20 protein-coding genes are annotated in these 17,665 nt (G+C 46.8%); 17 read left to right on the forward strand and 3 right to left on the reverse strand.

The features are described 5' to 3' along the window. Complete coding sequence (locus ICN47_RS04860; protein WP_216218772.1) at positions 1-603, reverse strand: Maf family nucleotide pyrophosphatase; 603 nt, start codon at positions 601-603, stop codon at positions 1-3. Between the two features lie 43 nt (positions 604-646). Between ICN47_RS04860 and ICN47_RS04865 the strand changes: the two genes are divergently transcribed. From ICN47_RS04865 to nagZ, 17 genes are all read left to right on the forward strand, one after another. Beyond that, the gene (locus ICN47_RS04865; RefSeq protein ID WP_216218773.1) at positions 647-1,222 is read left to right on the forward strand and encodes a DUF177 domain-containing protein; all 576 of its coding nucleotides are present in this window, start codon (positions 647-649) and stop codon (positions 1,220-1,222) included. 105 nt (positions 1,223-1,327) lie between these two features. Beyond that, positions 1,328-1,507: a 50S ribosomal protein L32 gene (rpmF, locus tag ICN47_RS04870; protein ID WP_011902241.1), complete on the forward strand. Its 180-nt coding sequence runs from the start codon at positions 1,328-1,330 to the stop codon at positions 1,505-1,507. Positions 1,508-1,590: 83 nt separating this feature from the next. After that, a complete protein-coding gene (plsX, locus tag ICN47_RS04875) occupies positions 1,591-2,604 on the forward strand; it encodes a phosphate acyltransferase PlsX (RefSeq protein ID WP_216218774.1) in 1,014 nt (337 codons plus the stop codon). Continuing rightward, a complete protein-coding gene (locus ICN47_RS04880; RefSeq protein WP_216218775.1) occupies positions 2,601-3,587 on the forward strand; it encodes a beta-ketoacyl-ACP synthase III in 987 nt (328 codons plus the stop codon). Before plsX ends, ICN47_RS04880 begins: the two co-directional genes overlap by 4 nt. Before the next feature lie 26 nt (positions 3,588-3,613). Beyond that, entirely contained in the window at positions 3,614-4,549 is a 936-nt protein-coding gene (fabD, locus tag ICN47_RS04885) for an ACP S-malonyltransferase (RefSeq protein ID WP_216218776.1), read from the forward strand. 33 nt (positions 4,550-4,582) lie between these two features. Next, the gene (gene fabG / locus ICN47_RS04890; RefSeq protein ID WP_216218777.1) at positions 4,583-5,326 is read left to right on the forward strand and encodes a 3-oxoacyl-ACP reductase FabG; all 744 of its coding nucleotides are present in this window, start codon (positions 4,583-4,585) and stop codon (positions 5,324-5,326) included. A 101-nt stretch (positions 5,327-5,427) separates the two neighbouring features. After that, positions 5,428-5,667, forward strand: coding sequence for an acyl carrier protein (gene acpP, locus ICN47_RS04895; protein WP_028819177.1), 240 nt, complete (start codon positions 5,428-5,430; stop codon positions 5,665-5,667). A gap of 21 nt (positions 5,668-5,688) precedes the next feature. Continuing rightward, complete coding sequence (gene fabF / locus ICN47_RS04900) at positions 5,689-6,936, forward strand: beta-ketoacyl-ACP synthase II (protein WP_216218778.1); 1,248 nt, start codon at positions 5,689-5,691, stop codon at positions 6,934-6,936. Positions 6,937-6,986: 50 nt separating this feature from the next. Then, positions 6,987-8,435, forward strand: coding sequence for a DegQ family serine endoprotease (locus ICN47_RS04905; RefSeq protein WP_216218779.1), 1,449 nt, complete (start codon positions 6,987-6,989; stop codon positions 8,433-8,435). A 136-nt stretch (positions 8,436-8,571) separates the two neighbouring features. Next, the gene (gene lepA, locus ICN47_RS04910; protein ID WP_216218780.1) at positions 8,572-10,377 is read left to right on the forward strand and encodes a translation elongation factor 4; all 1,806 of its coding nucleotides are present in this window, start codon (positions 8,572-8,574) and stop codon (positions 10,375-10,377) included. Continuing rightward, positions 10,377-11,183, forward strand: a complete 807-nt coding sequence (gene lepB / locus ICN47_RS04915) for a signal peptidase I (RefSeq protein WP_216218781.1) — start codon at positions 10,377-10,379, stop codon at positions 11,181-11,183. Before lepA ends, lepB begins: the two co-directional genes overlap by 1 nt. Positions 11,184-11,188: 5 nt before the next feature. Continuing rightward, the gene (gene rnc / locus ICN47_RS04920; protein WP_216218782.1) at positions 11,189-11,980 is read left to right on the forward strand and encodes a ribonuclease III; all 792 of its coding nucleotides are present in this window, start codon (positions 11,189-11,191) and stop codon (positions 11,978-11,980) included. Between the two features lie 44 nt (positions 11,981-12,024). Next, positions 12,025-12,918, forward strand: a complete 894-nt coding sequence (era, locus tag ICN47_RS04925) for a GTPase Era (protein WP_216862619.1) — start codon at positions 12,025-12,027, stop codon at positions 12,916-12,918. Between the two features lie 5 nt (positions 12,919-12,923). Then, the gene (gene recO, locus ICN47_RS04930; RefSeq protein ID WP_216218784.1) at positions 12,924-13,658 is read left to right on the forward strand and encodes a DNA repair protein RecO; all 735 of its coding nucleotides are present in this window, start codon (positions 12,924-12,926) and stop codon (positions 13,656-13,658) included. 12 nt (positions 13,659-13,670) lie between these two features. Beyond that, complete coding sequence (gene pdxJ, locus ICN47_RS04935; RefSeq protein WP_216218785.1) at positions 13,671-14,414, forward strand: pyridoxine 5'-phosphate synthase; 744 nt, start codon at positions 13,671-13,673, stop codon at positions 14,412-14,414. A 29-nt stretch (positions 14,415-14,443) separates the two neighbouring features. After that, positions 14,444-14,836 carry a holo-ACP synthase gene (gene acpS / locus ICN47_RS04940; protein ID WP_216218786.1) on the forward strand — a complete coding sequence of 131 codons (393 nt, stop codon included), beginning with the start codon at positions 14,444-14,446 and terminating at the stop codon, positions 14,834-14,836. 39 nt (positions 14,837-14,875) lie between these two features. Next, positions 14,876-15,952 carry a beta-N-acetylhexosaminidase gene (gene nagZ, locus ICN47_RS04945; protein WP_216218787.1) on the forward strand — a complete coding sequence of 359 codons (1,077 nt, stop codon included), beginning with the start codon at positions 14,876-14,878 and terminating at the stop codon, positions 15,950-15,952. Positions 15,953-15,989: 37 nt separating this feature from the next. Here nagZ and ICN47_RS04950 read toward each other — a convergent pair whose 3' ends face one another. Continuing rightward, the gene (locus tag ICN47_RS04950) at positions 15,990-16,988 is read right to left on the reverse strand and encodes a GNAT family N-acetyltransferase (RefSeq protein WP_216218788.1); all 999 of its coding nucleotides are present in this window, start codon (positions 16,986-16,988) and stop codon (positions 15,990-15,992) included. A 71-nt stretch (positions 16,989-17,059) separates the two neighbouring features. Then, positions 17,060-17,620 carry an elongation factor P gene (gene efp, locus ICN47_RS04955; protein WP_216165596.1) on the reverse strand — a complete coding sequence of 187 codons (561 nt, stop codon included), beginning with the start codon at positions 17,618-17,620 and terminating at the stop codon, positions 17,060-17,062. Positions 17,621-17,665: the final 45 nt, after the last annotated feature.

Raw genomic sequence — 17,665 nt, forward strand, 5'->3', positions numbered from 1 at the left:
TTACTTGCCGCTTTTAGATGGAATGACAAAACCTGCGTCGTGCAACAAACCAGTTAATGCGATGAGCGGCAAGCCAATCAGGGCGGTAGGATCCTCGCTTTTGATGGACTCCAACAGGCTGATGCCTAAGCCTTCTGACTTGGCGCTGCCGGCGCAATCATAAGGTTCCTCAGCGAGCAAATATGCTTCTAGTGCTTCATCCGATAGTTTGCGAAAAGTTACTTCGGTGGGCACATTCAAAGTAGTTTGTACATCACCCTTCATCAGGCAAAGTGCCGTCTGAAAGGTAACCGTTGCTCCACGCATCAGCTGTAATTGCGCCAATGCTCTTTCGAAATTACCAGGCTTACCAATAGCGGCGCCACAAAGATCTGCCACTTGATCTGAACCAATGACCCAAGCCTCTGGATGTTGATCGGCAACGGCCTTTGCTTTTGCATAGGCAAGTCGCAATGCTAAGTCGAGGGTACTTTCCCCGGTTAACGGAGTTTCATCCACCCTGGGAGAAATGACTTCAAATGGAATGCGCAGTCGCTCTAAAAGTTCACGGCGATAGACCGAGGTCGATGCCAAGATGAGCGGGGGATTTGTCGAAATACTCATTGCTGCATGTACTTTCAAAGTGGGCTTGATTTAGACTGATGCCATGAATCGTAATCAAGTTTTACCTCAAGTTCAGTTATCGGCAGACCCTAGTGCTTTAAAAAGGGTGGATTTATGCGCTCCCCAGACCTATCAAGGTGCTGGTTTTTTAAGCATCTCAGATTTGCCTAGACTCGCTGAGGAAGCTTCCGTAGTTCAGTCGGGTGATGGATTTGATTGGGAAATCAGGACTCATTTTGAGGATTCCCCAGGCTCCGAGCCCCGCCAAATTCTGGATATGGGCTTAAAAGGGCGTCTTCACCTGGTTTGTCAGCGCTGCCTGCAAGATTGCGCAGTAGATTTGGCTGAGACCCGCCGTTTTGTTCTTTTGGCCTCTGAATCCGAGGCGGATGACTACCCCATGGAGGATGAAGAGCAGGAGCCCTTGGTGGCTGACCAGCATTTCAACCTCCTGGAGACCATTGAGGATGAGATTTTGCTATCCCTCCCCCTCATTCCTAAGCACCCTGATGGTTTTTGTGAACCTCATGCCTCTACCTTTGGGGCGGAAGGGGGTGAGGACGTCTCTGAAAAGCCGGAAAATCCCTTTAACATATTGAAAAATATGAAGAAAAATTAAAAAGACCGATATTTTAGGGTCTGTTGTTTTAGGAGCCCTCTACAGACAAATCAAGCATTTAGACGCTTTTCCATGCTAGAATATTGCCTTGCTTAGGAGTTCAATATGGCCGTTCAACAAAACAAAAAATCACCTTCCAAACGTGGCATGCACCGTGCGCACGACTTTCTGACCGCACCTGCTACGGCTGTTGAAGCCACAACTGGTGAGGCTCATTTGCGCCACCACATTTCACCTAACGGCTACTATCGTGGTCGTAAAGTGGTTAAAACTAAAAACGACTAATTTTTTAGTCGAAACAGATCGAAGCGGCTCCATTTAAAGCCGCTTTTTTCTTGGATAAATCACTTGCAGCAATCAATGAGTTTATGAGCGTTACTCTAGCTATTGATGCCATGGGCGGAGATCATGGAGTCGTTGTGACGGTTCCAGCCGCCTGCGATTTTTTGGAAAAACATGCTGATGTCAAAATTGCATTGGTGGGTGATTCCAATCTCATCCAAAAAACCTTAAGTAAGTTTCCTAGAGCGCTAACTGAGCGCATTCAAATTATTCCCGCTAGTGAAGTGGTTTTAATGGATGATCCCATTGAAATTGCCTTACGTCGGAAAAAAGATTCTTCCATGCGTATTGCCATTGAGCAAGTAAAAGAGGGTGCAGCTGATGCGGTGATCTCTTCTGGTAATACTGGTGCGCTTATGGCTATTTCACGCTACATCCTCAAAACCCTCGAAGGCGTTGATCGTCCAGCGATCGCTACTGCCATCCCCAATGAATTGGGCGGCGGTACAACCATGCTTGATCTGGGCGCGAATGCTGACTGCGAGCCTATGCATTTAGTGCAGTTTGCACAAATGGCTAATGTGATGGTTCAGGTTGTGGATGGCAAAAAAAATCCTTCAATCGGCCTTTTGAATATTGGCGAAGAAGTGATTAAAGGTAATGAGGTCGTTAAGCAGACTAGCGAGCTATTGCGTCAAACCAATTTAAACTTTTATGGCAACGTAGAGGGTAACGATATTTTCAAAGGCACTACCGATATCGTAGTGTGCGATGGATTTGTTGGCAACGTCGTTTTGAAAGCGAGCGAAGGTCTGGCAAAAATGATGAGCGGCATGATTCGCGAAGAATTTAACCGCTCATGGCTAACTAAATTAATGGCAGTCTGCGCGATGGTGCCTTTATTGAGGGTACGTAAGCGTGTTGACCATCGTCGTTACAACGGTGCGGTATTGTTGGGTCTACGTGGATGTGTCATTAAGAGCCATGGCTCTGCAGATCGTTTTGCATTTGGCTTTGCCTTAGATCGCGCATACGAGGCGGCCAAGAATCGGATGGTTGAGCGTATTGCTGGTGCCTTTGTGGCGGAGACAAAAGAATGAGTATTTTTGCAAGAGTGGCTGGTACAGGAAGTTATCTTCCAGAACTACGCTTAAGTAATCAAGATTTAGTAGAGCGCTTGGCTAAAAATGGCTTAGAGACTAGTGACGAGTGGATCACCACCCGTAGCGGAATTTCTGCACGACACTTTGCTGCTGAAAATGAACTTACTAGTGACCTTGCCGTCAAGGCTGCTCAAGCGGCGCTCACTAGTGCTGGCATAACTTCGGCAGATTTAGACCTCATTATTTTGGCAACCTCGACCCCGGATCACTTGGGCGGGTTTCCTAGTACAGCTTGTGTTGTGCAGGATAAATTAGGCGCTCATACTGCTTGTGCAGCCTTTGATATTCAGGCGGTATGCGCGGGCTTTACTTATGCCTTGGCCACTGCAGACGCATTTATCCGTTGCGGAACTTATAAAAAAGTATTGGTGATTGGTGCTGAGACTTTCTCTCGCATTTTGGATTTTCAAGATCGTGGCACATGCGTATTGTTTGGTGATGGTGCAGGCGCGGTAGTGCTCGAGGCTTCTTCAGAGGCTGGTATTTTGTCGACTGCATTGCATGCGGATGGCAGTCAACGTGATATTTTGTGCGTCCCAGGTCGCGCAGGTAATGGTGAGGTTCACGGCTCACCTTTCATGACCATGGATGGTCAGGCGGTCTTTAAATTGGCCGTTAAGGTATTGGAACAAGTGGCGCACGAGGCGCTAGAAAAAGCAAACCTCAAGCCAGAACAAATTGACTGGTTGGTGCCGCATCAGGCCAACATTCGCATCATGGAAGGCACTGCCAAGAAGATGGGCATGTCCATGGATAAAGTCATTGTGACTGTGCATGAGCACGGCAATACTTCGGCTGCATCGATTCCGCTTGCTTTGGATTCTGGTGTGCGATCAGGTCAAATTCAGCGTGGTCAATACCTCTTATTGGAAGGTGTTGGCGGCGGATTTGCTTGGGGTGCAGTAGCACTCAAGTACTAATTCTTTAACTTTCGAAAAATCATCACATGACATTTGCATTTGTATTTCCTGGTCAAGGCTCCCAATCGGTTGGCATGTTGAACTCTGTAGCGCAGCGTCCCGAAGTTCGTGCAACCTTGGAAGAAGCTTCTGATGCCTTGGGCGAGGATGTCACTAAATTAATTGCTGAAGGCCCTGCCGAGGCATTGTCATTAACTACCAATACACAGCCGGTGATGCTGACTGCTGGCGTTGCGTTCTATCGCGCCTGGTTAGCTGCCGGTGGCGCTGTTCCTAAAGTGATGGCTGGCCATAGCCTTGGTGAATATTCCGCATTGGTTGCTGCCGGTGTTATTTCTTTTAAGGATGCAGTGCCATTAGTGCGTTTTCGTGCGCAGGCCATGCAAAGTGCAGTCCCAGTAGGCACAGGCGGTATGGCTGCAATTCTAGGTTTGGATGATGCTACTGTGATCAAGGTTTGTGCTGAGGCAAGTGCTGCATCTGGCGGTGTTGTTGAAGCGGTGAACTTTAATGCACCTGGCCAGGTAGTCATTGCTGGTGCAAGTGATGCTGTTACGAAAGCTTGTGAGTTACTCAAAGCGGCTGGCGCTAAACGTGCTTTACCTTTGCCAGTTTCAGCGCCATTTCACTCTTCTTTATTACAGCCTGCATCTGAACAGCTCAAAGGCTATTTAGCCAACATTGAATTTAAAGCACCAACAATTGCCGTCATTAACAATGTCGATGTTGAAATTTTGAATGACCCTGTCGCCATTAAAGACGCTTTAGTGCGTCAAGCAGCAAAGCCTGTTCGTTGGCAGGAGACCATTCAGGCAATGGCGCAGCAGGGTGTTACGCAGGTTGTTGAATGCGGACCAGGCAAGGTCTTAGCTGGCCTTACTAAACGTATCAATGATCAAGTAACTGGTATTCCAGTATTCGATGAAGCCAGCTTAAATGAAGCCTTGGCTAGTGTGAAATAAAAATAGCAATAGAGAAAAGAGCGAAAGACAAATATGAATCTCGACTTAAGCGGACAAATTGCCTTAGTAACCGGCGCCTCGCGCGGTATTGGCCAAGCAATTGCAGATGAGCTGGTGAAATCTGGAGCCAAAGTGATTGGTACTGCAACGTCTGCTGATGGTGCTAAGGCTATTGATGATCGTTTGAAAGCTTCAGGCGGTCGTGGTTTGGTATTGAATGTTACTGAACCCAATGCTTGTGAAAACATCATCGATCTGATCGTGAAGGATTTTGACGGCATCAATATTTTGGTAAACAATGCCGGCATTACTCGCGATAACTTAGCAATGCGGATGAAGGGTGACGAGTGGACCGATGTGATCGATACCAACTTAAGTTCAGTATTTCGTTTGTCACAAGCGGTTTTGCGCCCAATGATGAAGGCGCGCGCTGGTCGCATTATTAACATCACCTCCATCGTTGGCCATATGGGTAACGCTGGCCAAGCAAACTACGCTGCTGCAAAAGCAGGCGTTTCTGGGATGACACGTGCTTTGGCACGCGAAATTGGTAGCCGTAATATCACCGTGAATTGCGTTGCACCAGGCTTTATTGATACTGATATGACTCGTGCTTTGAGTGAAGAGCAGCAAAATGCACTAAAAGTGAACATTCCTTTGGCTCGCCTTGGCAGTCCTGAGGATGTGGCTCAGGCAGTGGCTTTTTTGGCCTCTCCGGCAGCTGGATACATTACGGGTAATACCCTACACGTCAATGGCGGACTATATTTAGCCTAACGGCAAAGCAAGGATTTGGTCATTTTTAGGCGAATTTACTAATTCGATCCGCCAAACTGATAAAATCCTTCCATCGTTTTTTACAACCCCTGGGGAAATTAATGGACAACATCGAACAACGCGTTAAGAAAATCGTCGCTGAGCAATTGGGCGTCGCAGAAGGAGATATCAAGAATGAATCTTCTTTCGTGAACGACCTGGGCGCTGACTCTCTTGACACTGTTGAGCTTGTAATGGCTTTGGAGGATGAATTCGGCATTGAAATTCCTGATGAGGAAGCTGAAAAGATCACTACCGTTCAGCTCGCAATCGATTTCGCTAAATCAAAAGCTCAGGGTTAATTCCCTAGCCTAGGTATTACTGTGTCAGCATCAAATGGCCGACGCCGGGTAGTGGTCACCGGCCTTGGCCTCATCTCACCTGTTGGTAACTCAGTTGATGTAGCTTGGTCTAATTTGCTTGCGGGCAAATCAGGCATCGCTACTATCACTAAGTTTGACCACACTCCGCTTAGCGTTCATTTTGCTGGAGAGGTGAAAGATTTCAATGTCGAAGAATATGTTTCTGCCAAAGAAGCGCGCCATATGGATACTTTTATCCATTACGGCATTGCTGCTGGTACGCAAGCGATTCGTGACAGTGGTTTAGAGATTACTGAGCAAAACGCCGAGCGAGTTGGTGTGATGGTGGGTTCCGGTATCGGTGGCTTGCCAATGATTGAGGAAACCGGCGCTGAGCTGTTAGCTCGCGGCCCTCGTCGCATCTCACCTTTCTTTGTCCCAGGCTCGATCATTAATATGATCTCTGGCCATCTCAGTATTTTGTTTGGACTCAAAGGTCCAAACGTTGCTGCGGTGACTGCTTGTACAACCGGCCTACACAGCATCGGTTTGGCTGCACGTTTAATTCAGTACGGTGACGCAGATGTCATGGTTGCTGGCGGTGCTGAGTCAACTATTTCTGCATTAGGTGTTGGTGGCTTTGCATCCGCTAGAGCGCTCTCAACACGTAATGATGATCCAGCAACAGCATCACGTCCTTGGGATAAAGACCGCGATGGTTTTGTTCTGGGTGAGGGTGCTGGTGTTGTTGTGCTCGAAGAGTATGAGCATGCTAAAGCCCGTGGCGCAAAAATTTATTGTGAATTGCTAGGCTTTGGTATGAGTGGTGATGCGTATCACATGACGGCGCCGAATATGGATGGTCCACGTCGTTGTATGGTTAATGCCATGCGCGATGCGCACTTAAATCCAGATCAAATTCAGTACTTAAATGCCCATGGCACTTCTACACCTTTGGGCGACAAGAATGAAACCGAGGCTATCAAGGCAGCTTTGGGCGATCACGCTAAAAAGGCCTTAATTAACTCCACCAAGTCGATGACCGGTCACCTTTTGGGTGGTGCGGGCGGCTTGGAATCTGTTTTCACTATTCTGGCGCTACATAACCAGAAATCCCCACCAACCATCAATATCTTCAATCAAGACCCAGAATGCGACTTGGACTACTGCGCCAATACTGCCCGGGACGTGAAGATTGACCATGCGGTTAAAAACAACTTTGGCTTTGGTGGTACTAACGGCACCTTGATTTTTGGCAAGTTGACCTAATATTCTCTTTATCTCCACTTTTTTGGTTTTTACCAAGTAGGCCTAGCATTATGAAAAAGTACTTTATTGCGCTCTTGGCTATTTTGAGCCTGGGTCAGCTTTCATTTATTCCGGTTGCCTCTGCGCAAGCTCCCAGAGTCACCATTCCTGATTTTGCAGACTTGGTCGAAAGAGCTAGTCCCGCAGTAGTCAATATTCGAACGACTGAAAAAGTCGCCGTTCAACAGACTCAAGGCGGTATTCCGGGAATGCCTGAAGATCAAGCAGAATTTTTCCGCCGCTTCTTTGGGGTGCCTATCCCGAGCGCGCCTAATGCACCAAAGCAAGCGCAACCTAACCCCGGCAAACCACAAGAAGCAGATCGGGGCGTTGGTTCGGGTTTCATTATCGAATCGAATGGTTTGATTTTGACTAATGCACACGTGGTCGAAGGTGCGACAACGATTTATGTCACGCTGACTGATAAGCGCGAATTCAAAGCCAAACTCTTGGGAATGGATAAACGCACTGATGTGGCAGTAGTGAAAATTGAAGCCCGCGATTTGCCAAAGTTGCCTTTAGGTGATTCATCACGCGTGAGAGTGGGTGAGTGGGTTCTGGCTATTGGCTCGCCTTTTGGCCTTGAGAACACCGTGACTGCAGGGATTGTTTCTGCCAAGAGTCGTGATACCGGTGACTACCTTCCTTTTATTCAGACGGACGTTGCAGTGAACCCTGGAAACTCAGGCGGTCCACTTCTGAATACTGCTGGTCAAGTGATTGGCATTAACTCCCAAATTTTTAGCCGCTCTGGTGGTTATATGGGAATCTCGTTTGCTATTCCAATTGATGAGGCAATGCGAGTTGCTGATCAATTACGTACCAATGGAAAAATGACGCGTGGTCGTATTGGGGTTGCTCTAGGTGAGATGACCAAAGAAGTTGCGGAGAGTTTGGGTCTTGGTAAGCCGCGTGGCGCATATGTGCGTAACGTTGATCCAGGTGGCCCAGCTGCTATTGGTGGAATTGAATCTGGCGATGTTATCTTGAGCTTTAATGGCCGTGATATTACCAAGTCAACGGATCTGCCTCGTTTGGTTGGGGAGATGAAGCCAGGTACCAGCGCTACTGTGCAAGTTTGGCGTAAGGGCGCTACTCGAGATCTGTCAGTGACTGTTGGCGATAGCGAATCAAATCAAGCGGCAGCCAAAAAGGCAGATGCGCCGACCACCAATGGAGCCGGCTCTAATGTCCTGGGCGTAGCCGTGACAGAGTTATCCGATGCTAAAAAGAAAGAGCTCAGTGTCAAAGGGGGTATTGAAGTTACCGGTCTTGGCGATGGCGCTTTAGCTAGGGCGGGTATTCGGCCTGGAGATGTCATTATTCGTATTGGGGATGCTGATATTACGGGCGTTAAGCAGTTTGAGACCCTGGTGAAGGGCTTGGATGCCAATAAGGCTGTACCGGTCTTTATTCGCCGGGCAGATAGCACTCTAGTCATCCCAGTAAGACCAAAATAAGGCCAATTTAGGCCTAAAAATGGGGTTCGGCGCTAAAACAGCGCCACCCATTACAATCCCTTTAAGACGACTTTTTGCAGCGCATCATCGTGGTGCGTTCTGACAAGGCGTTTTTTGAATGACCTAATAAGACGCTATGGATTTAATCCGCAATTTTTCTATCATCGCCCACATCGATCACGGCAAATCAACGCTCGCCGATCGCATTATTCAGCTCTGCGGTGGTCTCTCTGATCGTGAAATGGAAGCTCAAGTTCTCGATTCCATGGATATTGAGCGTGAACGCGGTATTACGATTAAAGCGCAAACTGCTGCCTTAAGTTACAAAGCTAAAGACGGCAATATTTACAACCTCAATCTGATTGATACCCCAGGACATGTCGACTTCTCTTATGAAGTCAGTCGCTCCTTATCAGCATGCGAAGGCGCATTGCTAGTGGTGGATGCAAGTCAAGGTGTTGAAGCACAAACGGTTGCTAACTGTTATATGGCCCTTGAGTTGGGTGTTGAAGTTGTTCCGGTATTAAATAAGATTGATCTGCCACAAGCAGATCCTGAGCGCGCTAAAAAAGAAATTGAAGATGTGATCGGTATTGATGCTTCTGAAGCAGTCACGTGTTCAGCTAAAACTGGTCTGGGTGTTCAGGATGTAATCGAGGAAATGATTGCTAGGGTTCCTCCACCAACAGGCAATGCCAGCGACCCATTGCAAGCCTTGATTATTGATTCATGGTTTGATAACTACGTCGGCGTAGTGATGTTAGTGCGCGTTGTCAATGGCACGCTCAAGCCAAAAGAAAAAATTACCTTGATGGCCAATGGTTCAAGCCATTTGGTTGAACACGTTGGTGTATTTAGTCCAAAATCAGTTGATCGTCCGGATTTATCTGCCGGTCAAGTAGGCTTTGTGATTGCGGGTATTAAAGAATTAAAAGCTGCCAAAGTTGGCGACACAGTGACCCATTCTCCTGGGCAGCAAGGGCGAGTACCTGCTACTGAACCACTGCCTGGCTTTAAAGAGGTTAAACCGCAAGTCTTTGCTGGTTTGTATCCGGTAGAAGCGAGTGAGTACGATCAGTTGCGTGAATCTTTAGAGAAGCTGCAGTTAAACGACGCTTCACTCTTGTATGAGCCCGAGGTATCACAGGCTCTTGGCTTTGGATTCCGTTGCGGTTTCCTAGGTTTGCTGCACATGGAAATTGTGCAAGAGCGCTTGGAGCGTCAGTACGGTATGAATCTCATCACTACCGCTCCAACGGTGGTGTACCAGGTTGAGCAATCTGATGGAACGATTATTTCAGTAGACAATCCTTCGAAGATGCCAGAGGCCAGCAAGATCAATACGATTCTTGAGCCTATCGTGACGGTCAATTTGTATATGCCCCAAGAATACGTGGGCGCAATCATTACCCTGTGCGTTGGTAAGCGCGGTATCCAGATGGACATGAATTACCTAGGTCGCCAGGTCAAGCTCACTTATGAGTTGCCGATGGCAGAGATTGTTTTGGATTTCTTTGACAAAATGAAATCGATCTCACGCGGCTATGCCTCCATGGATTATGAGTTCAAAGAATACCGTCCTGCAGATGTGGTTAAGGTCGATATCCTGATTAATAGTGAGCGGGTAGATGCTCTCTCAGTAATTGTTCACAGAAGTAACAGTCAACATCGCGGGCGCGAAGTGGTTGCCAAGATGCGCGGCATTATTCCGCGCCAGATGTTTGATGTGGCGATTCAGGCGGCGATTGGTAGCAATATCGTCGCACGTGAGAACGTCAAAGCATTACGTAAAAACGTTTTAGCTAAATGTTACGGCGGAGATATCTCTCGTAAACGTAAGTTATTAGAGAAGCAAAAAGAAGGTAAGAAGCGTATGAAGCAAGTGGGTAACGTGGAGATTCCACAGGAGGCCTTCTTGGCTATTTTGCAGGTGGAAGATTAATGAACTTTGCGCTTATTCTCTTTATCTTGGTGATTGTCTCTGGCATTGCTTGGGTTGCTGACAGGTTGTACTTTGCGCCACAAAGAAAATTGGCTGGTATTGATCGCATGCCACTCTGGCTCGAGTACACAGCAGGTTTTTTCCCGGTCATTTGTGCGGTATTTGTATTGCGCTCCTTCCTGGTTGAGCCTTTCAAGATTCCCTCTGGTTCGATGATTCCAACTTTGCAGATTGGCGACTTTATTCTGGTGAATAAATTTACCTATGGCATTCGTTTGCCAGTGATTAATCAAAAGGTTGTTGAATTGGGTTCGCCTAAGCGTGGTGATGTGGTGGTATTCCGCTATCCACGCGATGAATCGGTTGATTACATTAAGCGTGTGGTTGCTCTTCCTGGTGATGTGATTTCTTATGAAGACAAACGCCTAACAATTAATGGTCAGCCTTTGCAATATAGCGGTGGTGAGCCCTATCTTGATCCTGAGAATATGCGTTATGCCAAGCGCTTTACCGAAACATTCCCGGCTGACTTAGGAGGTAACCGCCACGACATTCTGAACGATCCTGATCGTCCAGCGGGAGTATTCCCAACCGAGCGTTTCCCTGGCTCTGAATTTTGTCAGTATCAGCAATCGGGTTTAACTTGCAAAGTACCTGCAGGTCATTACTTTGCTATGGGTGATAACCGCGATAACAGTGCAGATTCACGTTACTGGGGATTTGTACCTGATAAAAACCTCGTAGGTAAGGCCTTCTTTGTTTGGCTAAACCTAGGCAATCTCGGCCGCATTGGGGGCTTTGAGTAAACATTATGTGTGCACGCGCCGTCATTGACACTGCACCCCTTCAAGAGCGTCTTGGCTATAGCTTTAAAAAGCCCGAGCTCTTAAATCAAGCGCTCACGCATCGCAGTCACAGCAAAAAGAACAATGAACGACTCGAGTTTTTAGGTGATTCTATTTTGAATTGCGTTGTTGCTGAAATGCTTTACGAGCGCTATTCGGATTTAGATGAGGGTGATCTCTCCAGGGTACGCGCGAATTTAGTCAAGCAACAAGCTTTATACGAAATCGCCCAAACTTTATCTTTATCAGATTACTTGCGCTTAGGCGAGGGCGAGCTGAAGAGTGGCGGCTTTCGTCGCCCCTCCATTTTGGCCGATACCTTAGAGGCTGTTACTGGCGCTATCTTTATGGATGGTGGCTTTGATGCTGCTAAGACGTGTTTACGCAAGCTGTATTCGATTATCTTGGCGCACGTTGATCCTAAAACACTGGGTAAGGACGATAAAACGCTATTACAAGAGTGTTTGCAGGGTTATCAATTGCCGTTGCCGACCTACAACGTCACGGGCACTACTGGAGCGGCACACAACCAGCAGTTTGAAGTGGAGTGCTTGATTCCCAGCCATAAGGTAGCGGTAAAAGGTGAGGGGGCCTCCCGTCGCGCTGCTGAGCAGGCGGCAGCAAAGTTGGCTTTAATTGCGATGTTAAAGGCTTTGCCACAGGAGTCTCGTAAACCCAAGAAGACTCGGTCCGCCAAAAAGAAGGCGGCCAAAAAAGAAGTGACCGAAGAGCAGTTCAATCTTAAGCTGAAGGGCTAATCGTGTTTAGATGCGGCACTATCGCCATTGTTGGGCGTCCTAATATGGGTAAATCAACACTCTTAAATGCCTTGGTCGGCCAGAAGATTAGCATTACTTCTCGTAAAGCACAAACGACACGTCATCGTATTTTGGGAATCCAGAATCGCGAAGAAGCGCAATTTATTTTCATTGATACACCGGGTTTTCAGACACGTTTAATGAATACCTTAAACAAGGCATTAAACCGTACGGTAACTACAGCCTTGCAAGACGTGAACGTGGCTTGTTTTGTTGTGGAAGCTGGTTATTTTGGTGAGGATGACAAGAAGGTATTAAAGCTATTGCCAGATGACTTGCCAGTGGTATTGGTGCTAAATAAGCTAGATTTATTTAATAGCCGTTTTCAGACTCCATCAGAGCGTGATCAAGCTTTACTCAACTTCATGAAGGAAATGTCAAAGCCTTGGTGTGAATTAGGTAGCCACGAAGATCAAAAGTGTGAATTCGCAGAAATTGTGCCAATGAGTGCTAAGAGTCCTGGGGATATTGAAAGATTGCTCGATGTTCTCGAGGGCTATCTGCCTGAGGCTGAAGCTGTCTATGATGGGGATACTGTTACTGACCGCAGCGAGCGCTTCTTAGCTGCTGAAATTCTGCGTGAGAAAGTATTCCGCTTTACTGGTGAAGAGTTGCCTTACACCAGCACCGTGGTGATTGATCAGTTCAAGATGGATGGCAAGATGCGCCGCATTGCTGCAACCATTTTGGTGGATCGCGATAGTCATAAAGCCATGATTATTGGTCAAAAGGGTGAGCGTTTGAAAAAGATCTCGACTGATGCCCGAATTGATATGGAAAAGTTATTCGACGGCAAAGTCTTTTTAGAGACTTGGGTGAAGGTCAAGCGCGGTTGGGCTGATGATCGTGCTGAGTTACGGGCACAAGGTCTGGAATAAAAACCATGGCCTCGATTCGTGTTGCTGACGAACCTGCTTTTGTATTGCATAGCATCCCTTATAAAGAGACCAGCTTAATTCTGGATGTCTTTACCCGACAACATGGCCGAATGGCTTTGATTGCTAAGGGTGCCAAGCGTCCACATTCCACATTACGCCCGGTATTACAGCGCTTTCAACCGCTACTGGTATCTTGGAGCGGCAAATCAGAGTTACGCACGCTCACCAAGTCTGAGTGGGTTGGCGGCACGCCTTCATTGGTTGGCGATGCCTTGCTCTGCGGCTTTTATCTCAATGAGTTATTGGTCAAGTTTTTGGCGCGTGAGGACGAATACGAAAAACTCTACGATTCTTATTCTCAGACAATCAATGCGCTCTCGAATCTTGAGTTTGAGTCCAAGGGTCTAGAAGAAATTTTACGTCCGTTTGAGCTCACTCTCTTACAACAAACCGGATATGCGGCCGCTTTAGATCGCTGTGTGGAGACTAACGCAGCACCTGTGGCAGGCGATCAATATGTTTATCAACCAGAGCGGGGCGTACGCCCAGTTCAGGTGGATGACCCAGGCCATTGGCCGGTCCTCAATGGTAAATCGCTCTTAGCAATTGCTGCCGGAGACTTTTCGGATGCAGATACGCTTTCTGAGAGTAAGCAACTCATGCGTTTCTTGTTGGGCTTACATCTTCAGGATCAGGTTTTGACTACTCGTCAAATTTTGATTGATCTCAAAAAAATCTAGTAATCTACAGAGATGACAACGCCCAAAGCCCTAGAACTTGGTATCAATATCGATCACGTTGCCACTTTGCGTAACGCTCGGGGCACGGCTTACCCTGACCCATTAAAAGCTGCACGTTTAGCAGAAGAAGCGGGCGCAGATTTAATTACATTACATTTGCGTGAAGATCGCCGTCATATTAAAGATGCGGATTTGCTGGCATTACGTCCTTTAATTAAAACGCGCATGAACCTGGAGTGTGCCGTGACTCCAGAGATGATTAAGATCGCTTGCCAAGTAAAACCTCATGATGTTTGCCTTGTTCCTGAGAAGCGCGAAGAAGTAACTACTGAAGGCGGCTTGGATGTTTTAGGTCACTATGAAGCTGTGAAGCTTGCTATCCAGCAGTTACAAGAAGCGGGTATTCGGGTATCTTTGTTTATTGATCCCGATGAAAAACAAATCACTGCTGCTAAAGAGCTTGGGGCTAGCGTTATTGAGCTTCATACTGGCCGCTACGCTGATGTCAGTGGAAAAGAGCAGGTGCAAGAGTTGGAACGCATCAAAAAGGCAGCTCAGTATGGCGCTAGTATTGGGTTAAGGGTGAATGCAGGACATGGTCTACATGAGGGTAATGTCATCCCCATTGCAGCCATTGCTGATTTATCTGAACTCAACATAGGGCACGCGATTGTGGCGGAAGCATTATTCAAAGGTTGGCAAAAAGCCATATTGGATATGAAGTCTTTGATGGTTCAGGGGCGTAAGCAAGCCTAAATTAGAGACCAACGAATTTAAATACAAACATGATCATCGGTATTGGCACAGACATCTTACAGATTGAGCGCTTACAAGCTGCTTATGATCGTACGCAAGGTCGCATTGCTGAAAAAGTATTAGGCCCCGATGAGATGTTGGTATTCAAACATCGACTTGCCAGAAATCATCAGCGCGGCATGGCTTTCTTAGCTACCCGCTTTGCTGCTAAAGAGGCTTTCTCAAAAGCAATTGGTCTTGGTATGAGAATGCCAATGACCTGGCGTTCATTGCAAACCCTGAATGAGCCCAGCGGTAAGCCATTCACCTCATACCTTGGCGCTCTAGCCCAGTTTATGCAGGAGAAAAATTGGGAAGCGCAGGTCACTGTCAGCGATGAACAGGATATGGCTATTGCCCATGTCATCGTCGTGCAGAAGTAAATCTAAAAAATAAATAGCCAAAGTAAAAAAGAGGAAGCGATGAGTAAATCCACCATGAACCCAGGCCCAGTAACCTTAGATGTCGTTGGCCAGGAGTTGAATGTAGAGGATCGTCGGCGTATCTTGCATCCCTTGACTGGCGGAGTCATTTTATTTGGCAGAAATTTTGCGAATCGCAAGCAGTTAACCAAATTAACGGCAGAGATTAAAAATTTACGACCTAATGTCTTAATTTCTATTGATCACGAAGGTGGTCGAGTGCAGCGCGCCAAGACAGATGGCTTTACGCATCTTCCGGCAATGCGTAAATTAGGTGAGTTATGGGGCTCTAAAAATAAATCTACTCACGCAGCAGAATCTGCAGCCTTGGCAATGGCCGCTGCCACTGCCTGCGGCTATGTTCTGGCTACTGAATTACGAGCCTGTGGAGTCGACTTTAGCTTTACTCCGGTGCTGGATTTAGATTTTGGTCGCAGTGGCGTCATTGGCGATCGCTCCTTTAGTCGAGATCCCCAAATCGTATTTGCTTTGGCAAAGAGCTTAAGTGAAGGCCTACGTATGGCTGATATGGCGAACTGTGGAAAGCACTTTCCGGGTCATGGCTGGGCTGAGGCAGATTCTCATGTAGCTATTCCCGTGGATGAGCGTTCTTTGGCAGAAATTCTCAATGATGATGCGAAGCCTTATGAATGGCTAGATTTAAGTTTGGCTTCCGTAATGCCAGCGCATGTGATTTACCCAAAGGTGGATAAAAATCCAGCAGGTTTTTCGAAGATTTGGTTGCATTCCATTTTGCGTCAAGAGTTAGGCTTTGAGGGAGTGATCTTTAGTGATGACCTATCCATGGAAGGCGCAAGTGTTGCGGGATCAGTAGTCAAAGGTGCCGAGATGGCATTAGATGCGGGCTGTGATGCGGTGCTTATTTGCAATCGTCCCGACTTAGCCGATCAATTGCTCTCAAAACTGAAGGTTTCAAAAGTAAAGCAAGCAGAGTCAGTAGAGCGTTTAAATCGCTTGATACCTAAGTCACCAGCGTTGGCTTGGGATGATTTACAAGGCGAGGCGCAGTATCAGCATGCAAAAGGTTTACTGAAGCAATTTAACTTGATTTCGTAGGCACTGCAGCGCAAGTGCTGCGGCGTCAGTGAGTAAATTATTTTTTACTTACTCGTTGCCATTCAGAAACGACATATTTTTTAATGTCTTCTCCTTGCGCTCTTGCGCAAATAATTTCATCAACGTTCACGGACTCGTGTAACTTCTGAAGTCGTAGAAAATCCCCTTGCGCAGTGTAATTGGGAAGCCAAGCACCCCAAAAGAAGCCCATATCCTCGAGTTGAGTAAATGCTAGAGCCGCTGCCTCTTGAGATATAGGGAGGTTCAACATCGTAAAGGCTAGGTTTTGCGATTCAAGCTTTGTAAGCTCGGCAGCAATAGCGGATGCAAAGTCTTCACCAATATGCTGCACTTTGATATTGGCCATTTGCGTCGCGGGATTTACGGTTACGCTGTATTCTGGCTTGCCGTTTCCCAATGCGCTAGATTCGGCAATCGTTCTATCTACTTTGATTTTCTTGGCTAAATCCCCCACAAAATCCACATGATTTTTGGGAAGATAAATAGTATTTTTATTTTCTTTCAGGGAGAGATAACAGGATAAGAATGACATTCTGGTATCAGTAAAGTTTTGTAAACCTGCCATTTCTCGTGAAGGGGCCGCGCCCAATAAAACCCCAGTCTCTTGAGCGCCAAAGGAAATCATTTCATCTTGGCTGTACGGGTGGTTGGTTACACAGTCAGTCCAAAATCCTACTAAATCCAATTCCTTGGCAATCTCAATTCTTTTTTGCGCCATGGATTCGGCAATGTGATGGCCGCGAAAGTCAGGATCAACAATCATCTTGCCAGCTTCAGGAGCTGTATTGCTGGCACTATCGAAAGTCAGTGCGCAATGACCAATCAGATGGCCATCAGGATGTTGTGCAACGACGGAGTGCATCAGTTTGTCATCGACAATTTTTTGAAGTGCGACTGGGTCGTACATTTCATGAAAGGGATAGCTATCTCCATAGCAGCGCCTGACACAGTCTATGAGATGGGGGATATCAGCGACTTTAAGAAGTCTAATTTCTGGAGTGATTTCATTGGCCATGGCGATATTATGACCTTGAGAGCGGAAATAAAAAAGCCCGGCGTACCGGGCATTTTGGGGTAACTCAGAAATTAGTTAGCGCGACTGCGGTATTCGCCAGTGCGGGTATCAATTTCGATTTTATCGCCAGTGTTGCAAAAGAGGGGAACTTGCAACTCATAGCCAGTAGCTAGCTTAGCGTTCTTCAATACTTTACCTGAGCTGGTATCGCCTTTAACAGCGGGCTCTGTGTAAATGATTTCACGAACCAAGGAGTTAGGCATTGCTACTGAGAGTGCTTTACCTTCGTAGAACACGACTTCACATGGCATGCTTTCTTCTAAGTAGTTCAATGCATCACCCATGAATTCCGCTTCCACTTCATACTGGTTGTATTCAGTATCCATAAATACATACATCGGATCAGCGAAATAAGAATAGGTGCAATCTTTCTTATCTAAGATCACCACATCAAATTTGTCATCGGCTTTGTAAACACCTTCGTTCGGTGCGCCAGTTAACAAATTCTTAAATTTCATTTTCACAACTGAAGAGTTGCGGCCTGAGCGACTATATTCGGCCTTCAAAACGACCATGGCATCAGTGCCGATCATGACTACGTTACCAACGCGGAGTTCTTGTGCTGTTTTCATCTTGCTATTCCTGGGTGCAGAGCTGTTTTTCTGCGGTTTTTATCA

It is taken from the genome of Polynucleobacter sp. AP-Latsch-80-C2, from assembly GCF_018882185.1.
In the GTDB taxonomy this organism is placed as follows: Bacteria; Pseudomonadota; Gammaproteobacteria; order Burkholderiales; family Burkholderiaceae; genus Polynucleobacter.